Annotated in this window: 13 protein-coding genes; 11 read left to right on the top strand and 2 right to left on the bottom strand. The window is 61.4% G+C overall.

What is annotated here, in order from left to right:
• Positions 1-262: 262 nt before the first annotated feature.
• Positions 263-1,513, top strand: coding sequence for a phosphotransferase (locus tag ACFQ9K_RS02205; RefSeq protein WP_378721094.1), 1,251 nt, complete (start codon positions 263-265; stop codon positions 1,511-1,513).
• Between the two features lie 151 nt (positions 1,514-1,664).
• Positions 1,665-5,072, top strand: coding sequence for a hypothetical protein (locus ACFQ9K_RS02210; RefSeq protein ID WP_378721093.1), 3,408 nt, complete (start codon positions 1,665-1,667; stop codon positions 5,070-5,072).
• A gap of 188 nt (positions 5,073-5,260) precedes the next feature.
• Here the strand turns inward: ACFQ9K_RS02210 and ACFQ9K_RS02215 are convergent, their stop codons facing one another.
• Together ACFQ9K_RS02215 and ACFQ9K_RS02220 are read right to left on the bottom strand one after the other, a co-directional pair.
• Positions 5,261-6,436, bottom strand: a complete 1,176-nt coding sequence (locus ACFQ9K_RS02215) for an alkane 1-monooxygenase (RefSeq protein ID WP_378721092.1) — start codon at positions 6,434-6,436, stop codon at positions 5,261-5,263.
• Positions 6,437-6,571: 135 nt separating this feature from the next.
• On the bottom strand, positions 6,572-7,282 hold the full coding sequence (locus ACFQ9K_RS02220) for a MerR family transcriptional regulator (protein ID WP_378721091.1): 711 nt from the start codon (positions 7,280-7,282) through the stop codon (positions 6,572-6,574).
• 367 nt (positions 7,283-7,649) lie between these two features.
• Here ACFQ9K_RS02220 and ACFQ9K_RS02225 point away from each other — a divergent pair, with 367 nt between their 5' ends.
• The 9 genes from ACFQ9K_RS02225 (at position 7,650) to ACFQ9K_RS02265 (ending at position 19,531) form a co-directional block, all read left to right on the top strand.
• On the top strand, positions 7,650-8,000 hold the full coding sequence (locus ACFQ9K_RS02225) for a hypothetical protein (RefSeq protein WP_378721090.1): 351 nt from the start codon (positions 7,650-7,652) through the stop codon (positions 7,998-8,000).
• Between the two features lie 37 nt (positions 8,001-8,037).
• A complete protein-coding gene (locus tag ACFQ9K_RS02230; RefSeq protein ID WP_378721089.1) occupies positions 8,038-8,928 on the top strand; it encodes an ROK family protein in 891 nt (296 codons plus the stop codon).
• Positions 8,929-9,108: 180 nt separating this feature from the next.
• Positions 9,109-10,260 (top strand): GAF domain-containing protein, encoded by a 1,152-nt coding sequence (locus ACFQ9K_RS02235; protein WP_378982682.1) that lies wholly within the window; start codon positions 9,109-9,111, stop codon positions 10,258-10,260.
• Between the two features lie 37 nt (positions 10,261-10,297).
• Positions 10,298-11,308: a conjugal transfer protein gene (locus ACFQ9K_RS02240; RefSeq protein ID WP_378721087.1), complete on the top strand. Its 1,011-nt coding sequence runs from the start codon at positions 10,298-10,300 to the stop codon at positions 11,306-11,308.
• 13 nt (positions 11,309-11,321) lie between these two features.
• Positions 11,322-11,582, top strand: a complete 261-nt coding sequence (locus ACFQ9K_RS02245; protein ID WP_378982685.1) for a hypothetical protein — start codon at positions 11,322-11,324, stop codon at positions 11,580-11,582.
• Entirely contained in the window at positions 11,579-12,100 is a 522-nt protein-coding gene (locus tag ACFQ9K_RS02250) for a hypothetical protein (RefSeq protein ID WP_378721084.1), read from the top strand. The genes ACFQ9K_RS02245 and ACFQ9K_RS02250 overlap by 4 nt, the downstream gene beginning before the upstream one ends.
• Positions 12,101-12,106: 6 nt before the next feature.
• Entirely contained in the window at positions 12,107-14,632 is a 2,526-nt protein-coding gene (locus tag ACFQ9K_RS02255) for an ATP-binding protein (protein ID WP_378721083.1), read from the top strand.
• Positions 14,629-17,172: a hypothetical protein gene (locus ACFQ9K_RS02260; protein WP_378982688.1), complete on the top strand. Its 2,544-nt coding sequence runs from the start codon at positions 14,629-14,631 to the stop codon at positions 17,170-17,172. The genes ACFQ9K_RS02255 and ACFQ9K_RS02260 overlap by 4 nt, the downstream gene beginning before the upstream one ends.
• Before the next feature lie 910 nt (positions 17,173-18,082).
• Positions 18,083-19,531 carry a DUF4226 domain-containing protein gene (locus ACFQ9K_RS02265; RefSeq protein ID WP_378724177.1) on the top strand — a complete coding sequence of 483 codons (1,449 nt, stop codon included), beginning with the start codon at positions 18,083-18,085 and terminating at the stop codon, positions 19,529-19,531.
• Positions 19,532-19,825 lie beyond the last annotated feature (294 nt).

Below are 19,825 nucleotides of genomic sequence, written 5' to 3' on the forward strand. Positions count from 1 at the left end.
TTGTCCGCATGTGACGGGCTAACTGCGCCCAAGGAAGGAAGAAACAATGATCATCGGTGATCTCGGACAGCTGCTCAGTATCGGCCTGTCGTTGTTCAATCAGTACGTAGGACAGCTCCGCAGCCTTTCGGGGGTGTAATCCACTGTCCCGGTTCTATTCATGTTCGCGCCGCTGACCTGCGGTCGAGCTGTTGGATAGCGGTCCTGTTCCCGGGACACCCAGGTGGGTGTCCGGCGCGGCGTGTACTTCAGCGGCCGTTCGATGATCGGCAAGATTGCGGGACTTTTCCGCAAGCTCGTGGCAGCGAGGGTGCGCAGGGCGGAACGAGCGGCCTGTGCGGTAAGTAATGAAATTCGTTCTACCAGCGGGACTTTGAAGGACGTTGTCCAATCGGAGCCCGCAACCGACCTCGTGGTCGGTCAAGGTCTGGGTGCTGGCGGCGCCCGGTTCGAGGTGTCCGAGCGAGTGCGTCCTGGGTCGATGGATCCTGTACTCGCAGAAAGGATTTGCCAAGAGTTCCGGCTCGGAACGCTCTCGAAGGACCCTGAGCAAGTCTCGGGCAGTCACGCGAACGAGGCCTGGCGGATGGATACCGATCGCAATACCTACATCGTCAAACACTTCATACCGAGCCCGACCGACACCATCCCTCCCGTACCGCGACTGCGGAGCGGGTTCCGATTGTTGGAGAAGCCGATTGCGGACCGTGGTCCGTCGAGGCTTTGGCGAGTGCCGACGCCCGTGCCGGTGCCTGGGGAGTCCGAGTGCCTCAAACAGATCGATGGCAAATATTTCCGTGTTCACGAGTGGTTGGACGGAAGCAGGCTAGAGCGGCTTCCCCACACCATGGAGCGATCCGAAACAGTCGGCCGCGTGGTCGCCGGTATCCATCGAATGGCACCTGTGGGAGAGGTGATCCCGAACAAGCTGCCGTTCACCGAAGCGCGATGGCTCGAGCTCGCCGATCGCATACATTCCCGTGCTCCTGAGGCGGCTACGCGCCTACGTTCCGAGGCGGCTCTGCTGTCGAGGGTCCACCGACTGACATACCAGCCGATACCGCCGGGCGCGGCATTGTTCAGCCATGGTGATCTGGGCCCGTGGAACATGATGGAATGTGCAGATGGTTCGATCGCGGTCTACGATTGGGATCGACCCGACAATGTCAACTCCGTCTACGAACTCATAAGCGCGGTTGGCTCATCCACCACAACCGAACAGAACTTCGTGGATCCGGACCTCTTGCTGGCGGGTATCAAAGGGTACGTCGAAGCCAGCGGAACACGCCTTCCAGCGGAGCCCGCAATATTCGGACGTTGGGTGAATGGTCAGGCGGAATGGGTCGAGCATCATACAGAGCCGCACAGGTTCGATGACGAGCCGGACAAGTTCAATGCCGAGGTGTGCCTGCAGAAGGTCGAACGAGCCGTCAATTTGTTCGGATCCATCGAGCGAGGGCAGCAGGCTTGGCTGGCGGAGTTGGCATCGATCATCGAAGCCGCACCAGGTTAGTATGGAACGGACTATCGTGCTGGAGCGGTGACAACAAGCGGTATTTCTCAGACGTGGGGAAGCTCTATCTTCGATTCATGAGAGTCGGGCGAGAGCGGCGAGTTGGCCGCGATGGCGTGTTCAGCTCTGCTCGGGGCCGTGGCGCGAGGCTATGACCGTCTGGGAGGCTCTGGCGAGTGTTCCTGTGCCACTGCAGGAGGCAATCTACGGTGGACGGTTTCCGAAGGAGACGGACACCGCGGCGATGTACCGAATCGCGGATGCTTGGCATCGGACAGCGGGCGAGCTAACAGGTCTCGCCGGGTTCGTCAGGTCGGTTGGTGTTCAAGCGCTGGGCGCGATCACCGGGAGCGCCAGCAGTGGAATTGCCAGCACCGCAACGGAATACTGCGATGAACTCGACGCGCACGGTGATTTCTGTCGTGCTCAGGCTGAGCGGCTGCGCCTGGCTGCCGCCGACATCGATAAAACCCGATGGGAGATGGTCATCTCCGCGCTGATGACCATCTATCAGTTGCAACTACTCGCGCCAAGCGGGTTCGTTGTCTGGGGGGTACCGCTGATAGCCAAAGCGCGCCAGAAGTTCTTTCTGATGCTCGAAGGTTTGGTGAGCCGGCTCGCCCGGAATTCCGCCGCTGCTGGCGCATTGCGCGCCGGGATGCTCACCGTGACCGCGACAGCTGGCTTCGCAGGATTTCAAACAGCTTTGGACGCAGGTATCCAAGGCATTCAGATCGTGCAAGGAGACCGCGATCACCTCGATGGCACATCCATCGCGCTCGCCGCGGCGCAGGCGGGTGGATCTGTGCTCGGCGGCATGACGTTCGGCCAGATGGTCGGTGCCGCACTCGCGCGCAGGCCGGGGATTCTGTTCCAACGGGCGCTGACGGGGGCAGCCGGCGGGTTGGGCGGATTGCTCGCCGGTGCGGCGGCAGCCTCGCCCATCACTGGTAGTTTCGAATTGACTTGGGCGGGTGCGATCAGTTCGTTCGCACTGGGTATGGCAGGCACGCATACAGCGCACCCTGCCAATGCGCCCGAATACGATTCTCGGAGTATTTCGTCCGTCCTGCGACCATTGCATGAGCTGATGGTGACCAGCCCGGCGACCGACAGCGCGCTGCGGGTGCACCTGTCCGGTCTCGAGTTGCTGCGATTCGGTGATTGTCGGATCGAGATCGGAACTGCTATCTGGAGCCAAAAATCTATCCGCGACACGCATACGGGTATGGACTTCTACCGGAAGAGTATCTATTTCGCAGCCGATGTCATCGATCGACACGGAGCACGCTTAGGTGACATCAGCCAGTCGTTCGAGTTCGACAGCGACGGCCGAATTATCGCTTCCTATGATTCCCAGAAATTAGCCGACAGTGCGCGCGGAAGGCGATTTGAAGTGCCGTACTTAGCTGGGTTGGAGCGTTATGCATTCACCACGGGGGCGAGTCGACTGGATGTTTTTGTCTGGCCCGAGGGAGCGTTGGACTTTTCTCGGAAGCAATACGTGTGGTCTGGTGATGGCTGGGACGCGATCACCACCAGCAATCGGCTGGCCTGGGCGTTCGACCGGCTTGCCCCGCAGTTGACTGCCAGTGACCGAAAGTTGCTGAGGGACATGTTGGCAGAGTTCGAGCCAGCTGAATATCGGCAACCGCTTGTCGGCCCTTCGCCTGCAGACATCGCCGTATTGAAGGGTGACGACCGCCGCTTGGGCAAGCACCTGCTGAGTAAAGTGGGACCGTTGGCGCTTGTGAAGTATGCGCCGGATTATCCCGAGCCGTCGTTTCGACCGCCGAGCCCTGTAGTGCGTGACGAGCCTCTATCTCTGCGACCGGACCGTCCGATCGAGGCGGTGGTCGATGTTCGCGACGTGAATCCGAGCACCGATCCGCTCAGACGGGTCGTCGGGTCGTTGGCAGATACCGAAACTGCTGGGGCGGCCGTCGGACAGTGGCCCATAGACCAGAACTCACCTGTCCCCGACCTGCGTACGCTGACGCCGTTACCAGTACTCCTGTCGGCTCCGTTGCCTGACAACAACCGCCTCGGTCGCGAACTTGCCGGGATGACCGGACGATATGGGTCAGTCGAGTTCAGCTTGACCGACGCAAGATATATTACGAAAGCCGATCCTGACGGAATTTCGCCGAACGGGCATATCGTCGGTATCAAGCTCAAAGGCCGTCTAGCTGGGCGAGAGGGGGAGTTGCGCTGTGAGCCAGATATAACGTTCGATTTTGACGGCAACGGTAAAATTCTCGCGAAAATAAAGCTGAGCGGCCCTGATAGTCCCGAGATGGTCTCTGAAGTTTACCAATCGTTCGTGACTACCTTGATGGATGAATACTACGGTTCTCGGGCTGATCAGGCCACGATGCAGAATTTCCGTATCGATCCGACCGTGCTCGAACTGGGTGGTGGCTACACAGAGCTGCTTACTCGGCCTGATATTCGTTGGCAACGTGATCCGATCCATGTATACGAAGGTGCGGTCGACCGGCTGCATTACAATGCTGCCGACCTGTTAAATGATCTCGGGCGCACCGAGCGGCGAGTTGTGCTCGATGCTCTTGCTTTGTTCTATGGTCCGATATCGGGCCATCCATCGCCGGGTTATCTGCGAGGCCTTTCCGGTGACGGGCACGACCTCGGCAAGTTGCTCTTCGAAAAAGGTGATTGGCTTGTTACCAGGCATGTTCCCGGGGATGTGATGCGCGACGATATGCCGGACTTGTCAGATGAATTTGTAGCGCAGCGGCAATCGAGCGGTGATTTATCGGCCGTGATGTTCGATACAGGTACCCCGCAAGGCATCCGGGTATCGAATGAGGACTCGCCTCTGCGGAGGTTGCTCAGCACCGACGACCCTTATGACTCTGTATTATCGGAAATATTACCTGAGCAAGTGCGTATGGGAGGAATTGACTTTGATCTGAACCCGCGATATGCGGCAGAATGGGAAATGAAGTTCGACCAGGGCGCTGCGCTGCCGAGCGGCTTTGCGGTCAATATTAAAGAAATTCGTCTATGGGGTGACATCTACGGTCCAACCCATGAAAATGTGGGCCAAATCGAGCATAGTATAAAATTCGATAACCAAGGAAACATAGTTGTCGTTGACACTTCGTACCTAAATGAAGATGTTCCCCTGGATGGGCTGTATACTGTGGTGCAGAAGCTATTTCAAGTTTATCGCCACAATGGTGCCGATCGAGTCGAGAACTGTACCGCAACGGGTTATGCTGTTGCTGTTGCGCGTTCGGGGACTCCTTGGAATACGGGTGATCTGCAGCGATTGAACGAATCTATCAACAGCGTTCGGAATAGGGCGCGGCTAATCGCCCCAGATCTCACGCCTGCGGAGCAACAATTACTGAACGAAAAGATCGTCCGGTTCGACGGACCGATCGAAGGCTTCCCAACACCACGCGAACTGGCCGACCTCGCTGTGCCCGACCAGGAAGTGCGGCGCGGGGGACCCACTGTCGGCGAACGTCTCATGCCCGGTGTCATTTTCAACGGCGTCACCATCCTTCGCGGGCCCGACGTGGTGGATTGAATTCCCGAGATGGCGCATTTGACATCGCACGACAACATCGGTTCGGTGGGGCAACGCCGACCGGAGCGACATGACCAATGCCTGCTTGCTCGAGCGGCTGGCGGAATTCGTGCAGACGGCGCCGTCACTGGTGACGCTCGGTCGGACCGTCTTGTGGAAGCCGCCACCTGCTCGGAACTAGGTCTGCTTCACTCGGTGCATGACTGGCAGGTTAGCGCGGAACGTCGCTTGCTCGGCTTGACGTTAGCGAGGGACATGTCTCCGCTGTAGTGGTCCAGAACACGGTGGTCCATGATCAGACGCCACACTGGCGGGATGGCAGCGAAGATAATCATGGTGACGTAGCCCGCGGGTAGTTGCGGCGCTTGCGCCGAACTTCGCAGTGTTTGGTACCGACGTCCAGGGTTGGCGTGGTGGTCGCTGTGTCGCTGCAGATGAAACAGGAAGATGTTGGTCACCAGTCGGTCGCTGTTCCAACTGTCGCGCGGTGAGCAACGCTCGTATCGCCCATCGGGCCGGCGCGCCCGCAGCAGTCCGTAGTGCTCGATGTAGTTGACCGTCTCCAGCAGGCCGATCCCTATCGCTGCCTGCAGCAACAACCATGGCAACGCCTGCCAACCGAAGATGGTGAGTAGCGCGGCGAACAACACGATGGTGATCGACCATGCTTGTAAGATTTGATTATGTACACTCCACCAACGGCGGCGCTTGCGGGCCAGTCGCTCGCCCTCCAGCGCGATCGCTGAGCGGAAGCCTCCGGATATGGTGCGTGGCAAGAACTTCCACAGTGATTCGCCCATCCTGGCGCTCGCGGGATCTGCGGGAGTAGCGACCCGCACATGATGGCCCCGGTTGTGTTCGACATAGAAATGCCCGTATCCGGATTGTGCCAGCGCGATCTTTGCGAATAAACGTTCCATGCGCTCTGCTCGGTGCCCTAGTTCATGGGCGGCATTGATGCCGATACCGCTGACGAAGCCCAAAGTTGCCGCAAGGCCGAACTTATCGATCGTACTCAAATCATTGCCGGCCCACATATAGGTGGCGATCACCAGTCCGATGAGCTGCACTGGGAGGAAGAGGAAGGTGCACCATCGGTAGTATCGATCGTTGGACAGCAACTCGTAGTCTTCGTCGCGTAGGTTGCTGCCGTCTTCGCCAACGATCCAGTCCAAGACCGGGACGACGACCAAGACAATGATCGGCCCGATCCACCAGAACACCGGCGTGCCGGTATGTAGCACCAGTTGTGACGGCAGCAACGCACATGACGGCGCAACCAAGCTGAGGACCCACAAGTGTCGTTTCGGGTCGATACACCGGGCTTTCCTGCCTAGTGGGTGCGGGCGTTTATCTACGGACATCACGGGGTTCTGCAGTCCTTGTCGGAGATCGCTTGACTAACGACAAGCTGGGTCAGCGGAGCCTCGAAGGCTACCGACGCGCCAATGCGTAGACGCGATGTCATTCCCGGCAATGGGAACACGCACCCTGAGTCGCTACATCGGTGAGGTCAGCTGCTCGACCGGCGGGGCGTAGCGTTCTGCGTGCCTGCCGAAGGCCTGGTCGAGCAACTCGGAAGCCGCACGGGTGACGATCAAGCGTGCGACCGCCAGGTCGACCTCGAAGCTGGCCCGTGCCTGTCCGGAGGGGTCGGCCTCGTTGACGGCCTGCCCAACCAATCGGTCGAACAGTTCGTTGGCACAGCGCTCGGCAATTCGATCACAGTCGAATCTGAGCCGCTCCACCAGCTGGAAGGTGGTATCGGGTGCGAGTCCGGAATCGACAAGGCGGGTCGCAAGATCGGAGCACCGGGGATTGGTCACCCGGTATGCGTCACGCGGGTCGGTATTGGCCGCCAGTGCGCGACGTGCGTAGTCGGGAAGCTCTGGAATCGCGTCCTCGTCTGGGAAATCGAGTGGTCGCGCGGGAGCCTGAGCCTGATCGGTGACACCAAGGACGTCGCCGAGCCCATCGCCGCGATCCCACGCCTGGAGCAGTTCTTTGATTCCGTTCAGCTTCATGCCGCGGCTGAGCAGTCGGCTGATGGTTTCCAGGCGGTTGAGATGTCCGGAACCGTAGTAGCCGACCCGCCCGCGAACCTCGGGTGAAGGCAGCAGGCCGCGCTCGTGGTAGACGCGAACGCTGCGGACAGTGGTGTCGGCGGCGCGCGCGAGTTCGTCGATGGTGTACTCCACGTCTGCGGCCATGTTTCCAAGCAAACCACAAAACACGCCGCAAGGGAATGAGTCACCACTAAATGAGCCGCTGATTACGTCACGAACGCGTCACATCTCCGTTAACGAGCCATCATTTGGTGGCACGGATGCTTGCCGAGCGGCCGAACGTGGACTACGGTTCCGGTACCGGCCTTCATCGCCGGACCTTCCGGGGTCTGTTGAGCAGCCCTGATGACCTCCCGAACCAATGGGCACGCGCGTTCCTGCCGTGTCCTCGGCATCCTCGGAGACGGCCATGAGCTCTACCTATATCCATCCGTTGGCTGGAGGCGCACCCTCGTCAGCGGCCAGTTCGTCTTTTCCCGTCAAAGCCGCCCCACGCCCCGCATGTGCAGGCATGCCGGACGATTGGGATCTCGATGTCGGCGCACCCGACCGCTGGAAGTTGGCGGTCGAAATCTGTCAGAGTTGCCCATTGGTCGCACGCTGCCGGGAATTCGCGCAATCGCTCATCGAGCGTGGCGATGCACCGCGGGGCATGATCTGGGCGGGAGTCGGGTATGACAACTCCGGCCGGGTGGTCGATGACCTCGACCGATACCGCCCGACACCCGTTGATCGCACTCGCCCACTGCGGATTATCCGCAACGGCCCACGCCCGGTCAGGAGCGGGCCGGTGCCGGTGGCGCCACGGCGGCATATCATTCTCGGCCGACCGTTGGAGCCGACCGGAACAGGTGGCCTCTGATGGCGACGTCGGCTGCGCGGAAGCTGTGGTGTGACTCATGACCATGCTGGCATTGGAAATCGCCCCGACCAGGTTCGCGGCCGCCCGAGTTGCGGCGGACGTCGACGCCGGCGATATCCGTACGAGTTCGATACCGACCGAGGCTGCTTGGGAAAAGTGTCGCAAGTTGCTGGAGGAGACGGCAGAGGGCGGCGACGTCGAAAGCGTCGGTATTGCCTGCGCCTGGCCGGTCGACATGGCCGCGGGAGTGGTCGCGCCGCCCGAAGTCGCCGAGTGGCGAACGGGTTTCGGCATGGTCGAAGCCGTTCAGGGTCTCTTTCCCGCCGCTACCGTTCACCTCGCGGTGGACGGTGTGTGCCTGGCTCTGGCCGAACGAAATATCGGCGCGGCCGCGGGGGTGATGGATTCGCTGTCGATAGGTGTCTCGAACCGCATCTGCGGTGGTATCACCATCGGCGGTTTCGCGGTTGTCGGGCGCACGGGCAACGCGGGAAACATCGGCCACTTACCCGTCCCTGGCTTCGATGACCCGTGCGGATGCGGCAGCCGCGGCTGCCTCGAAGCAGTCGCGGGCGGTGAATCGGCAATGCACTGGGCCCGCGGCCTCGGCTGGGCCGGCGCGTCGGTGCCCGAACTGGTGGCATCCGCGCAAGCCGGTGACCCGATGGCAGTCGCGGCCGTCGAGCGTGCGGGTACGGCGCTGGGACGGGCGATCGCCTCGGCGGCCACCTTGCTCGACATCGACCTTGCTGTCGTCGGCGGTGCGATGGCCGACGCCGGCCCGGCGTTGTGGGGGCCACTCGGTGCCGAAGCCGCGACGTACGCCCAGGTCAGCTATCTGCCTGGTTTGCAGGTAGTGCCATCGACATTGGGTGATCTGGGCGCGCTGGCGGGCGCGGGGTTGCTGGCCATGTCCTCGCAGCACTGACCTGAAGCTGCGGCTCGCCCAGGCGACAGCAAAGGCCGTGTCCGTTCGGCGTCCGTACCTCTCAACTTCTTGTAACCGTGCGCACATATTGATCGAGCCACAATTCAGCGGTACATTAATTACGTACAACGGTGCGAGAGGGACGGTGCTAGTGCGAGGTATAACGCTGTGACTCCGTGGGTGACTGTGGAGACATTGACCCCCGATGCTATGTCGATAGCCTCGGTGGGCGGGGAGCCACGGGACTTCGTCGGCTTGCACCGGACACTTCAGCGGCTGCTCACCAAGACGCCCGCCCTCTACGATGGTCTATCCACCCTGCGGATCATCGACGCGATCGCCCTTTCGCGTGAACAAGCACGCGAAGCCGATCTCAGCATTCCGACCGCTTCCGGCCCGCATCGTTTGCTTATCCGGCCCGTGCTGGGGCCGGCTGGCGATGTGCACGCGGTCCGGCTGTGGTTCGGTACCGAAGCCGAGCAGGTGCCGCCATTGCGCCCGGCGGTGGGTGCGATATGGGATCTCGGCACCCAGACGATTCAGCAGCCGAGTGGCATCACATCGCTTCCTGGCTTGTCGGTGGAAGAGTACGTGCCGAGGACCTCGATCGCCGAGCTTTTTCACCGCATGTCCGCCTTCGACCGGCACGTCGAGGTGCTCGATCTGCTGTACGACCCCAAGCCGGGGGGCAAGCTGCAATTCCCGGTGACGATCATCCCGACGTCCGGTCGTCCCGGTCGGTGGCGAATCACGATTCGGGCCCGCGACGATCTCCGCACCAAGGGCGCCTGGATGCTGATCGAGGACATCACCTCGGACGAGACCCCATCGGAGTGGCCGACTCTCGAACGGACCGGTCTGCGAGAGGCGCACCGCCGAGCGGGCATTCATCTCGCGGTAGTTCATTTGGACCGAGTCAGTATCTCGCATTGGCTCACCGACCCCGCGCCATGGATCCGGTGGGACTACCTGTTCGAGCCGGTGGATGTCTTCTACCCGGACGACCGTGACCGGCTGAGAGAGTTGGGCGGGCGGCTTCGGTCTGGCGACATGGCCGGTGTCACGATACGGACCCTCGACTACTCCGGTAGATACCTGCCGACATCGCTGCTCGTCTACCCCTATCCGGGATACGCGACCACCGAACTCGCACTCGCGCAAACCGTTCACATCACGAATGGGGTCACGCCGTACGACCCGCGGCGGTATCCGGCTGAGTCGGGCCGGCGACATTCTCCGATCGGTTATGACGATCAGCTACATCATGATCGGGCTGGGCGACTGAAACGTAGCGCGGCGGGCTCGGGCCTCCCCATATGTGGGAACGGCTGAAGAACTCGAAATTTGCCGGAACTCTACCATTTCGAGAGTGAAGGTAACCACCGGCGATCGCGACGATTCGAGCGAAGCATTGCTTCGTCGGATGGCCGTACGGCGGCGGCGCGACAACATAGTGATCGCGGTGCTTGCGGTGCTTGCGGTACTCGGGGGTATGAACGCGATTGCCGGTTTCTTCTCGGTGGATCCGCCCCCACCGTCCGACGATCCGATAGCGCTGACTTTTGGGCACGCCCAGTTGGCCGGTTCATTCGCGGAACAGTTCGTCGTTGCCTATGTGAGTGGTGTTGCCGGACAACAGGATCGGTTGGACGAATATGTGAGCGGCGCGGCGGCGTTACAACCGAGCGGAACAACGGGAGCGGCCAGGCAGGCGTCCGATCCGATGGTCGTATACGTCTCGCGCGGGGTATCAAGCCCAGCCGTGGAAGTCTGGTCGGTGACTGTCTCCGTGCGCGTCGGCAAGTCCGGCGCCGCGGGTGCCGAACAGCGCAATTTCTACCGCGTCGCCGTGTCGGTTGCCGGGGGACGGTTACGGGCGCTAACTCTGCCCGCCCTGGTCGAGGCGCCCAAGCGGGGCATCGATCTTCGTTCGGCGTATTCGACCCCGTGCGGCTCGGAAAGCCCACTGGCCCAGGTGGCTTCGGGGTTTCTGGGCGCGCTGTTGGCGGGCTCCGGTGACGTTGCCCGATACGTGGCACCGGAGTCCGGCATCACGGCCCTGCAACCGTCACCGTTCACCGGAGTGGACTCGGTTTCGGTCACGGCCGATGACGCCGACTGCGGTGCCAAGAACTCGTCCGCGCGTGTGCTCGCCACGATCACACCGAAGGGTGAAAGCGGTGCGGTGCCCGCGCTCGCCTATCCACTGACGATGGTGCGTACCGCTGGGCAATGGCAAGTGCGGTCGATGGATGCGGTGCCTGCTTTGTCGAACCCGCTTGCCGAAGTCGGCAAGCAGGACTCGCGCGCGAGCGCATCGAGTTCTTCGCCAGCAGCGACCACTACCGCTGCGCAGATTCCGCCGGCAACGCAGAAATGAAAGGGGTTGCCCCATGCTATATTTACTCAACTTCTTGGTCGCACTTGCGGGTTTCGCGAAGGCAGCTGGACTAGTTATCATCACCATCATCTCGATCTATGTGTTACTCGCCAAGGCGGCGGTTAACAAGCTATCGGTTGGAACAACGATTTCGGTGGTGGGTGCGGCTATTGTCGCAGGTGTCGCGGTGTATTATATACCATCGCTGATCAATTACTCGCGATATGACTTCGGCACCATTGTCCCGGAATACCCTATTGGCGTGTATCGATGACGATGGTAATCAAGGTGTTCACGCCGATAAAACGTGTCCCCACTATGATCGGCAAAGCCCAAAATGGTCAAAAAATACCGTTCGGGCCGTATACCTTGCCTCAGGTCGGCGCCTTCGCATTACTGTTGGCCGTTACGTCGATCGGCGCGACTACCATGCCGATCAACCCTGCGGTTACCTTTGTGGCTGGGCTAATCGTGACCGTCCTAACCGTCATTGCGTTGGGGCTCGTGCCCTACACGGGAGTCCGGATGGTCTCCCGTGCACTGTGGATCGCGCGGGTAATCCTGGTCCGCAAGCCGGTTTCGGCCTCCGGTGTCCCGATCGACGCCGAATCCGCGCACCAGACCTTGTTCATCGAGGAGACGATCGCGATGATTCTGCCGGATTCGCCTTTCGAGACAGGACGCGCGCCGATCGAGGAATCGGCGACCATCCGATCGCTGCTCAGCGGCGGCCAAAATCTCACCGCACGGATGAACGGCAGTGGGCCCGGCGTCGCAATCACAGGACGGTGATCTCCGGTGTTCGGACGGGATCTCCAGCCAACCGCCGCGATTCGCGGGAACCTGCAATTTACGCACGCTGGCCTGGTCACCGCTACCTACTTCATCAACCCTCTCGGATACGGCTTGCGCAAAGCCGGCGACAAGTTCGACGTGCGGCTCGCCCATCACTCGCTTATTAATAACCTGCCGAGCGGCTCGCTGCTGCTCGGCATTCAAGCCAGGCTCAACACACTCGACGTGCTCACCAAGATGGTGGAGGGCGTGGATCTCGACGAGTGCGAGGATTACGCCGACGAGGTTGTTGCCTCTTACGAACGGGTCTGCGCAATCGTGCCGCAGACTCGCATCTTCTTGCTGTCGATCCCGGTGGGGGCGGCAAACTCCGGCATCTCGGCGATATCGAGAATGTGGCGTGGTAGCACGACAACGCTCGACGCGACCGCGCTCTCACGCGCCGATCAGGATGCGTACCTGGAAAAGGCGAACGAGATCCTGTCGCGCATCGGCGGGGATTTCGACCCGGTGCCGGTGCCCGCGGCGATGTTCCAGTGGCTATGGGAGCACTATCTGTCACGCGGCGCGGCAGGTGATCCGACAGCGCCAGCAAGAGTCGGCGCGCTGGATGACGCGACGTCGGCGGTCTTTCGCTCGGCTGCGCTGGATGAGGGTGCTCAGGCCGACAACTCCCGGCGCATTCGGCCGTCCTTCGTACCGGTGGTAAAGATCGTGCAGCCGGACTACGCATACATGCCTTCGTATCAGGCGATGCTCACGCCGCACTCGTTTCCCTACGCGGGCATGGCTTTTCCCGGAAGTAGCGAGTTCCTCAGTGTGCTGGAGGGGGTCGGCGATGTCACGGTCGACTGGGGCATCCGGGTCTCGACCAAACCTGCGGATGCGGTGCTGAAGAACAACGAACAAAACTTGCGCAGGCTCGGCGAGCAGATGGATCAGCGTGACCAAGAGGTGTCGTTCGCGCAGAACACGTTGATGTCGAAGGCACAGATGCTGGGTGAGTACAACAATCATTTCGAGGTCAACGGTGGCGAGTCCGAGGTCTCCTTCACCACCGTCATCGCGGTCGGTGGACCTTCCAGAGATACGACCTTGGACGCGGTCAACGCACTCAAGCGTAGGTACAAGCGATTCCAGATCGAGATGACCGCTCCAGTCGGCGCGCAGGTCGATCTGTGGTCGATGCTCGTCCCCGGAAGTCCCGCTCGCCGAGCGTTCGACGACTTCGCACACATCGTGCCGTCGGACATGTGGGCGGGGTTCGTGCCGTTCACGACCAGCCAGATCGGCGACGACAGTGGTCCAGTGATCGGGGTGAACCTGCTGTCCGGCCATTACGAACCGATTCATTTCGGCATCATGGAAGCTGCGCTACACGACCTTTCGGCCTCGTTCGCGGTAACCGGCGAACTCGGATCCGGGAAGTCTTTCTTCCTGAAGTTGATGGCTGTGCTCGTGCACGATATGGGTGGTCAATTCCTGGCAATCGATCGCAGTCAGGTGGGGGAGTGGGAACACTTCGCCGCGTCCATAGATGATGCCGTCGTCATCGATCTCGCGAATCCGACGGTCTCACTCGACCCGCTTCGGCTTTTCGAGCCGCGGATCGCCGGCGAGCGAACACTCGACTCGATTCTGCCGCTGCTCGATCTGTCGCCGACTTCCGGTGCGGGCGCCGCTGCCAGCAACCTGCTGACGCCGAAAGGCATTGCTGAACACCACATTCGGAGTCTGCTCGATTTCATCAACGTGGTACGGAGTCTGCGCGACCGGGCTGGCGACGGAGACGAATACGCGGACTTGGCGGCTCGGCTCGGCACCGTCGTCGATCGGGTGCCTGTGCTGTTCGACCCGAAGCTGCCGCCGCTGCGTCTCGATGCAGCCGCCACGATCGTCCGGACGCACAAACTGGCGCTACCGACAGCGGAGGAATTGACCACCCCGCACCTGTACAACCGGTTGCCACTGACCAAGCGGCTCGGCACGGCGCTCTACGAGCTGGTCGGCGTTGCCGGCAGAGAAGCGTTCCTGTCCGACAACGGCAGATTCGGGCTGTTGGTCGGCGATGAGGCACATCACTTCACCCAGACCCAGGTCGGTGCGACCGTCATCTCAGACTTCAGTCGCGACGGTCGTAAGCATCTGGCGGCCATCGGGCTGGCCTCACACGATCCGGGTACGGATTTCCAAGGAGCAGCGCACAATCTGATCCCTAATCGGTTCGTCTTCCGCCAGCGTGACGAAACGCTTGCCCGTAACAGCCTCGAATGGTTGGGGGTGGATTTGGATGAGTCGCCGTTTCTGCTTCAGGTACTGCGGGAGGAGACTTCCCCACCGAGTGGTCCCGGCCGTCAGGTCCCCGAGGCGCGACGCGGGGAGATGTTCATGCGTGACGCGTTGAGCAGGATCGGTCGAGGTAAAGTGTTCGGCCCGGCACGAGCCGATCGCGCCGCAGCGATCACCAGCACGCCGACCGCAGGCAACGGGAACCGCGTCGAGGCTCGTCAGCGTGAGGTAGTGCCGTGACCATCCGCGACCGCCTGATGATTGCGGTGCTGATGTGGGATCCCGATCGATGGCAGCCGAGCATGCTGCGGCGCCGGTGCGGAGCGTGGATCGCGGAGTCGCGGCGCCAGCATGGTCTGGCTTGGGTGATGGTTGTCCTGTTCGTTCTGTTCGTATTTCCGGGTCTGGTGGGTGCGGTAGCGACCGCGGCGCCCACCAGCGGGTCAAGTGCCGGGTCGACGGGAATGGTGAACAGCGGGCTGAGCTGGATGGGCGTCACGGACTCCTCGGGTGTGCCGTTGTCGAGCTACATGTTCGTCACCGATCGCGGCGCGCTCGGTGGCCTGCTGAACCCAGGCAATTTGGCGATGTCATTGGTGATAGATCTGGAACTGGCCGGGTGGTTGGTCATCGTCACAACTGCCATCTGGTTGATGGGTGCCGCCCTGAGTCTGGCGTGGATGGACAGGTTCGGGACCATTGTGACCAGCGTGGTAGACAGCCTGACGCGCCAGGTGCCGTTGCCTGCGATGGTTGGGGCCGGCGTTGCCGTCGGGGCTGTCTTCGTCGGCTGGTTCATCGTGCGCGGCCTGGCGGCAAAGGCCGCGGCACAAGTGGTGATGATGATCGTCGTCTCGACTCTCGGTCCTATATTACTGGCACATCCGATGTCCGAAGTGCTGTCGTCGGAGGGCGTTCTGGCGCAGGGGCGTGATGTTGGCGTCTCCGTCGCGGCTGGGCTGTTGGGAGACAACCACCCGAAGCCCAAGACCTTGACAGCTTCTATGCAGACGCAGTTGGCGGATAACTTCGCGCGCCATCCATTGCAGGTATGGAATTTCGGTTATGTCATCGATGACCGGCCTGCGTGTAAGGCCGTGTGGACCGCCGGAATGAATGCCAGTGACGAGGATACTGTGCGAAATGGCGTGAAAACATGTTTTCCCGCAGCCGGGGCCGCCACCGACCGGCCATCCGTCGGTCAGGTGGGGGCTGGGCTATTATTGCTGATCGCAGGTATCGTGGTGATCTACTTCGCCTCGGTATTCTCGTTCCGAATAATGTGGGCCTCTGCGGATGTCGTCTACAACGGTATCGTATTCCTTTTCTGGGATATACCGTTCGGCGGGTTCATCTACGGGGTTACGCAGACGTCCATGATACGTAGGCTGGTAGACACAGGTGTCGCGGGGGTTCGGCTGGGCGCGAATGTGGTACTACTCGCCGCGTATACGCTGTTTCTGGGCCGAATGCTCGCGCAGGCCGGGGGCAATGTAATCGAGGTTTTCATAATCGGTGTGATCGTTCTGTGTGTCGGCGTAGTGCAACTGAAGCGGATGAACAGCCGGATGACACAGACCACTCTGGCGATCGCCAATCGGATCGGGCAGTCGATTCAAGCAGGCGGTATTTTCGCCGCCCCGGGTGCTTCCGGGGGCGGCGGGGGGATGGGTGTAGTCGGCCTTGCGAATTCGCTTCCGGCTTCGTCGTCGGGTGGTTTGGTCTCTCGCCTCGCGGCATTCAGCGTGATCGCCAATTCGCCGTTGACCGAGCTCGTCGCGGGAACACGGACACCATTTCGTCCGTTTGCGCAGATGGAACGGGCCGCGACTACTGGATGGTGGTCCGCCCAGGCCGTGCCGGGGCTGGCTGGTCCGGATGGCTGGTGGGCGCAGTCGGTTTCGGATCGTGAGTTGTTTGCACGGTCGGCCAAGCATGCCGCGCAAAGCTACGGCGGCATCGACACCTTCCAGGGTATCGCAGCTGCATTGCTCGGGCTTGACGACAGCCGCGTTCCGCCGGACGCAGCGTGGGGTGCGCTGCGGGGTGCAGGCATGACAAATGAAGAAGCGGTGTTTCATGTAGCTCGTTCTTGGGGCATCGTCGACGGCAACGTCGATACCAACCCGGGTGCATACCCACTTATGGCCCACGTGGTTTCCGCGATGAGCCGCGCTCACACCTCAGCGAGCAGCCTCGCGCGCGGTGAGAAGGGCGGGACCGCGATTGAGGTCGCGGCCGACTACGCGTCCTTGCAGCGTGCGGCAAAAATGTACCAACGTGCGAATGGAACCAGCAATGTTCGTCTCGGGTCCAAAGCGGAGAGTTTTGTTCAGAAATATCTCGCTCAGGATAAAGATTATTACTCGAAAGATATTATTAAACTTGTGCAGGGCATGGCTGACGGTAGGCGACTGGATACTCTGGTCAAGGATAAGGATTTTGATTTCACCCCGGCCCGTCGGAAGCAGTTGCGGCAAGAATTGTCCGATATAGATAGGATCGGTGCGTCGCGGATGATGCAGTGGATTGCGAACCAAGAATCCACTAATGTCTTCAATGCCGTAAACGCCGCCGTCGAGGATCCGCGCAACGCGCTGCTGATGCGGGAAGCCAGAAAACGGATCGACGCTGCCACCAACACAAGCCATTGGCTGCACAACATACCTACGACACCGGCGAACACGGTAATCCCTCCCGATCCCGGCAATATACCGCGAGACAAGTGGGGGGACGCTATGAACGAAGTCGACGCCTACCTGAGGCCAGGACGTAGCTAATGATCCCGCCCATCGGTAGCACCTCACCGAAGAAGCGGGTCAGAGTATGGCCGATTATCGTGATACTTATCTTCGTTTGCTGCGGAGGGAGCCCACTCGCGCTGCTTGTCGCACTCATTCCAGCGAACAGCTCTGGCACGAGGACTTTTCACGACCAGTGTGATGCAGCGGTCGGACAGGACCCGAAAACCTCCGCGACAGCGGGTTCTGGCACTCCCGCAAGTCGAGCACCAACGACGCAAAGTGCGGGTATTTCCGTGCCGTTGCTCACTGCGAATCCCTACGCATCGCTGACGGCCGCAGCCGACGACACGGAGATTCCCCCGTGGTACCGAGCATGCATCTCGGCGATGCGGGTTGCTCCGCTACAAGGTCCGTCCCAGCGGACTGTCAACGTCGGTGTGGCTGCCGACTGTGCTCTGGAACTCGCGCTGGCGCAGGCGAAAACATCCACCGAGGCTCCTGGATCGGCTGCTGCTTCGAACAACGATGTGAAGGTAACCAGTCCGGAAGCAATGGCGCGATTCGTCATTTATGGTGCATCGGCCGCCGCTCTGACGGGCCGGTGTGATCACACCGGCACATCAGTCGATTTCCAGGTCCGATCCGGTGACGCGCCACAGTGGTGTGGCCAGCCGGCTGATTCCGGTGCGAAACCGGTGGTGGTTCTGTTACCGGCAGGACTCGCGGGGCAGGCCGCGTGTGGCGTGCGGGTCGATCTTGACGTGGTGTCGCCGGGCGATCTGGTCTTCTGGGACTGGGATTCTCGGAGCTTCGCGCCGACCAGGGTTGGCGTCGCCGTTTCCGCGAACACGGTGGTTACGGGAACTCCGGGATCCCGGCAGTTCGCGGAGGCGCCGCTACCGACAACCGCCGACGTTCGAGTGAAGCGAGTGTTAGGGGGTGGACCATGACGAACGCGCAGGTGTCGCCCGGCGAAGTCGATGCTGAAGCCGACGACGCAGCCAATGATGCTGACACCAATACTGTTTCGCAGTCCGCCACACCGTGGTCGGAAAAGACGGAGCAGCAGCGTCCGTCTGCCGGCGGTACGCCCACCGTTACTGGTTCGCCTGCGTCGGGCGCCAGCGGAAATGGTTCGGAAGCACCAGGTTCCGGTCCTGCGCCAGCGGCGCCGGCAACCGCGCCACCGCCGAGCTCACCAGGCCGCCCGGCTGGTGTGTCTGCGCCGCCGCCATCCGACGTGTATGTGCCGACCTACACCTCACCAGCGCCGGACCAGCCTGGGCCACGAGAACACACCGACCCGACGCCACAAACGGATGCGCCATCCTTGCCGGATCCATCTCCGCAACCGCCGGACGCAGGCGGTCTGCCAGAGCTGGATCCGGAAACCATCGCACGGCTCGCTCCCATTGCGCTCACCGCAGGAGCGATGGCGCTGGGCACATTGCCGATGATCGCCTCGGCGATCGCGGGGCTTGCGGGCGGAGGCGGTAACTCTGGTGGCAATACCGGTAACGCCGCTGGTGGGCTGACGCCTGAAGCGCAACAAGCGATAGCGGTTCTGCAGAAACTCAAGGCCGCCTACGGCGACGGTCCCAGCGATGACCCTGAGGTAAAAGCGCTTCGCCGCGAGCTGGGCAGCAAAGCTACTGGCAAAGGCACTACCAGCAGTGCAGTCAAAGCCCGCCAACGCTTCCAGCACAATGCCGCGACCGCCTTCGTCAACCTCGACAACGAACTAGCTGCTTACATCTCCGGCTTGGCAGGCACCAGCAAGGTCGACAACAACGCGGTCACCTCGCTTCTTCGTGAGGTCGACACCGCGCTCGCGGCCTTGGGACCGCAGGCGTATACCCAAGCGGGTCAGCAAAAGGTGCACCAGATACTCACCGCCGCACTGCAAAAGGCGCACACTATCGTGACTGGCACCCATGACACCGCCACCGACACAGCCAATGCCATCAACCGGCTTACCGCGCAATATCTGTACAACATCAACGGAAAAGTTGCGCCGGGCAGCGCGAAGACAGCGACGCCCGCGGCACAGAAGGCCGTATCCGTGGCGCTCGCGCAGGTCGGTGATCCGTACGTCTGGGGAGCCGAGGGCCCGAACAGTTTCGACTGTTCCGGCCTCATGCAGTACTCGGTCTCGGCTGCCGGCGGGCGGATCCCGCGCACTGCCCGCGAGCAGTATCGGCAACTGCCCAAGGTACAGCCCGCGGATATCCGCCCGGGCGACCTGATCTTCCCGGACGCGCAGTTCAACGGCGGAAACCCCACGCATGTCGTCATGTACATCGGGAATGGACGATGCGTCGAGGCACCCCAGCCTGGTGGGAGAGTGCACGTCGTCCCTCTGCCCCGTGGCTATCACGCCACCCGATGGTCGTAGCCATCCGGTGGCCGACAATCGGCTCGTGGATAGCCAGCGGCCTGGTATCCGTCGATCGGCAACAGCGTTCTATGCGTCGGCCGATCAGGGTGGTCGATTATGCGGGATTCGGTGCTTCGGAAGATGCGGGCAAATCTGACCGAACTGCTGGACCGGCGCGCGGCGGGCGAACTGCATTGGAGGTGGAGCAATTTAGCTCATGAGCTTCAAGCAGTGCGTCGCCTCGATGCCGGATTCGACAGTTCGGTAGAGTGTATCGCATTCGTAAAGGATGTCGCGTGATCGAATTCATCA

This window comes from Nocardia sp. NPDC056564, assembly GCF_042793755.1.
Lineage (GTDB): Bacteria > Actinomycetota > Actinomycetes > Mycobacteriales > Mycobacteriaceae > Nocardia.

Bases quoted from the DNA above. Each gene is read 5' to 3' on its own strand.
- ACFQ9K_RS02205 (WP_378721094.1), top strand. From the start codon at position 263: ATGATCGGCAAGATTGCGGGACTTTTCCGCAAGCTCGTGGCAGCGAGG.
- ACFQ9K_RS02225 (WP_378721090.1), top strand. From the start codon at position 7,650: ATGCCGGACGATTGGGATCTCGATGTCGGCGCACCCGACCGCTGGAAG.
- ACFQ9K_RS02215 (WP_378721092.1), bottom strand. From the start codon at position 6,436: ATGTCCGTAGATAAACGCCCGCACCCACTAGGCAGGAAAGCCCGGTGT.
- ACFQ9K_RS02250 (WP_378721084.1), top strand. From the start codon at position 11,579: ATGACGATGGTAATCAAGGTGTTCACGCCGATAAAACGTGTCCCCACT.
- ACFQ9K_RS02265 (WP_378724177.1), top strand. From the start codon at position 18,083: ATGACGAACGCGCAGGTGTCGCCCGGCGAAGTCGATGCTGAAGCCGAC.
- ACFQ9K_RS02245 (WP_378982685.1), top strand. From the start codon at position 11,322: ATGCTATATTTACTCAACTTCTTGGTCGCACTTGCGGGTTTCGCGAAG.
- ACFQ9K_RS02210 (WP_378721093.1), top strand. From the start codon at position 1,665: ATGACCGTCTGGGAGGCTCTGGCGAGTGTTCCTGTGCCACTGCAGGAG.
- ACFQ9K_RS02230 (WP_378721089.1), top strand. From the start codon at position 8,038: ATGACCATGCTGGCATTGGAAATCGCCCCGACCAGGTTCGCGGCCGCC.
- ACFQ9K_RS02220 (WP_378721091.1), bottom strand. From the start codon at position 7,282: ATGGCCGCAGACGTGGAGTACACCATCGACGAACTCGCGCGCGCCGCC.